This is a genomic window from Nocardia sp. NPDC059764 (genome assembly GCF_042732555.1).
Lineage (GTDB): Bacteria > Actinomycetota > Actinomycetes > Mycobacteriales > Mycobacteriaceae > Nocardia.
Map to the genome: position 1 here is coordinate 1 of NZ_JBHWHH010000328.1, position 2,859 is coordinate 2,859.

Sequence of the window (2,859 nt, forward strand, 5' to 3'; positions counted from 1 at the left end):
GGGCATGGCCCCGGACCCCTGCTCTCGCTCGGGGAGTAGCCCGCGTGGGCTACTCGTCGCCCTCGACCACCGGCGGGGTCTCGAGGATGTCGAGGATCCACTCCTCGGTGGCGGATTCCGCATCCTCCTCGTCGGGGCGGATACGGTTGCTCAGGCGCACGCCCAGACCCAGCAGCTGGGCGGCCTTGACCATCTCGAGGGCCTCTTCGGGACCGGTGTAGTGGGTGGCGATCAGACGGGGCTCGTCTTCGAAGTCCTCTTCGGACAGCACGAGTTCCAGACCTTCATCGGTAGTCGACATGGGTCAGCACAGTACGCCCAGAGTTCGCCGAAGCGGTACCGAAACTCGCTCAGCGAGTGAACAACCAGGCGACGACTACGAGAACAAGTAGTGCGATCAGGGCGAGCTGGACACGAGAGCGCGGCATGTCAGGCGGCTTCCTTCCGGATGCGGCGCGGCTGCGCGGTGGTCACGGTGGCCTCGCGGGCGGCGATCCGGTCACGGCCGAGCACGTGCAGCACCAGGCGCAGGATCCGGTCCAGCAGGTAGGCGATACCCAGGCAGACCGGCACCATGGCGGCCAGCACCACCGCGAACTGGGGAACGAAGGGCAGCCCGGCCACCCACAGTTCCACGCCGTCCCACCATCCTGCGATCGCATGCACGATCCCAGCCTAGGCCGCGAACGTTGTGGCGGACGATTCGGGCCGCGGAATCAGAGTGAGCGGCCGACAGGCCTCCGTCGAGGGTGGCGGTGGGAGACGTGATGGGCCGATCATTGTTGTCATGGAGTCGTACGACGAACCCGAGTCGCTCGAAGCCCCGCGAGACCCGCTGGCCACGACGGACCCATCCCCGTCCGACGCCTACCTGCCGTCGGCGGTGGGCGGCATGCACCACTCCATGTTCCCGCCCATCGACGACTACGCCTTCCTGTCCGACTGCGAGACCAACTGCCTCATCGCCCGCAATGGCGCGGTGGAGTGGATGTGCGTGCCGCGCCCGGACTCCCCCAGCGTCTTCGGGGCCATGCTGGACCGCAGCGCCGGGCATTTCCGGATCGGCCCCTACGGCCGCAATGTGCCGGCCGCGCGCCGCTATCTGCCCGGCGGCCTGATCGTCGAGACCACCTGGCAGACCGAGACCGGCTGGCTCATCGTGCGCGACGCGCTGGTGCTGGGGCCGTGGCACAACAATCGGTCCCGCAGCCGCAGCCACCGCCGCACCCCCATGGACTGGGACGCCGAGCACATGCTGCTGCGCACCGTGAAATGCGTGAACGGCGTGGTGGAACTGGAGATGAGCTGCGAGCCCGCCTTCGATTACCATCGTGGCCCGGCCAATTGGGCCTACAGCGGCGCGGTCTACGAGCAGGCGCAGGCCACCTGCGAGATCGAGGGCGCGCCCGGCCTCACCCTCACCACCGATCTGCGCCTGGGCCTGGAGGGCCGGGAGGCGCGCGCCCGCACCCGCATGAAGGAGGGCGATCAGGTCTTCGTGGCGCTGTCCTGGTCGGACCTGCCGCCGCCGCAGAACTTCGCCGAGGCGGCGGAGAAGATGTGGCAGACCACCGAATGCTGGCGGCAGTGGATCACGTTGGGCCGCTTCCCCGATCACCCGTGGCGCGGCTACCTGCAACGCAGCGCACTGACGCTGAAGGGCCTCACCTACGCGCCCACCGGCGCGCTGCTGGCGGCGGCCACCACCTCGCTGCCGGAAACCCCGGGCGGGGAACGCAATTGGGACTACCGCTACGCCTGGGTGCGCGACTCCACCTTCGCGCTGTGGGGCCTCTACACCCTGGGCCTGGACCGCGAGGCCGACGACTTCTTCGCCTTCCTGCACGACGTCGCCACCGACGACAACGGGAAACCGGTGTCGCTGCAGGTGCTCTACGGCATCGGCGGGGAACGCCGGATCACCGAATCCGAACTCCCCCATCTGTCCGGCTACGACAGCGCGCGCCCGGTACGCATCGGCAACGGCGCCTACAACCAGGAGCAGCACGACATCTGGGGCACTATCCTGGATTCGGTGTACCTGCACGTGAAGTCGCGTCAGCAGGTGCCGGAAACACTGTGGCCCATGCTCGAACGGCAGGTGCAGGCCGCGATCGAGCACTGGCGCGATCCGGACCGCGGCATCTGGGAGGTGCGCGGCCAACCGCAGCACTTCACCTCCTCCAAGGTGATGTGCTGGGTGGCGCTGGACCGCGGCGCGAAACTGGCCGAGCTGCACGGCGAGATGGACTATGCCAAGAAGTGGCATGACATCGCCGACGAGATCCGCGCCGACATCCTCGACAACGGCGTCAACGCCCAGGGCGTGTTCACCCAGAGCTACGGCAGCGACACCCTCGACGCCTCGCTGCTGCTGGTGGTGCTGACTCGGTTCCTGCCGCCCACCGATCACCGGGTACGAGCCACCGTGCTCGCCATCGCCGACGACCTCACCGAGAACGGCCTGGTGCTGCGCTACCGCACCGAGACCACCGACGACGGGCTGCCCGGCGAGGAGGGTTCGTTCACCATCTGCTCGTTCTGGCTGGTGTCGGCGCTGGTGGAAATCGGTGAGCTGCAACGGGCCCGGCAGCTGTGCGAGCGGCTGCTCGGCTATGCCAGCCCGCTCAAGCTCTACGCCGAGGAGATCGACTCGCGCACCGGGCGGCACCTGGGGAACTTCCCGCAGGCGTTCACCCACCTGGCCTTGATCAACGCCGTCATGCACGTGATCCGGGCCGAGGAGTCCCAGCATCCGGGCCAGTTCCACCCGGCGCACCCGGGGCGCTGAGAAACACACCGCGAAAAAGGAAATCGGCCGCTCTCGCGGCCGATTTCGCTCAGTACGAAGACCTTTCG

At 68.1% G+C, this 2,859-nt stretch carries 3 protein-coding genes; 1 reads left to right on the forward strand and 2 read right to left on the reverse strand.

Annotation, left to right across the window (positions count from 1 at the left end):
* Nucleotides 1-49 precede the first annotated feature (49 nt).
* Both ACFV4K_RS35310 and ACFV4K_RS35315 read right to left on the reverse strand, forming a co-directional pair.
* Complete coding sequence (locus ACFV4K_RS35310) at nt 50-301, reverse strand: hypothetical protein (RefSeq protein WP_379280638.1); 252 nt, start codon at nt 299-301, stop codon at nt 50-52.
* A 128-nt stretch (nt 302-429) separates the two neighbouring features.
* The gene (locus ACFV4K_RS35315; RefSeq protein WP_357089983.1) at nt 430-666 is read right to left on the reverse strand and encodes a hypothetical protein; all 237 of its coding nucleotides are present in this window, start codon (nt 664-666) and stop codon (nt 430-432) included.
* A 121-nt stretch (nt 667-787) separates the two neighbouring features.
* Here ACFV4K_RS35315 and ACFV4K_RS35320 point away from each other — a divergent pair, with 121 nt between their 5' ends.
* Complete coding sequence (locus tag ACFV4K_RS35320) at nt 788-2,791, forward strand: glycoside hydrolase family 15 protein (protein ID WP_379280639.1); 2,004 nt, start codon at nt 788-790, stop codon at nt 2,789-2,791.
* Nucleotides 2,792-2,859 lie beyond the last annotated feature (68 nt).

Coding starts and splice junctions, on each gene's coding strand:
- ACFV4K_RS35320 (WP_379280639.1), top strand. CDS start 788: ATGGAGTCGTACGACGAACCCGAGTCGCTCGAAGCCCCGCGAGACCCG.
- ACFV4K_RS35310 (WP_379280638.1), bottom strand. CDS start 301: ATGTCGACTACCGATGAAGGTCTGGAACTCGTGCTGTCCGAAGAGGAC.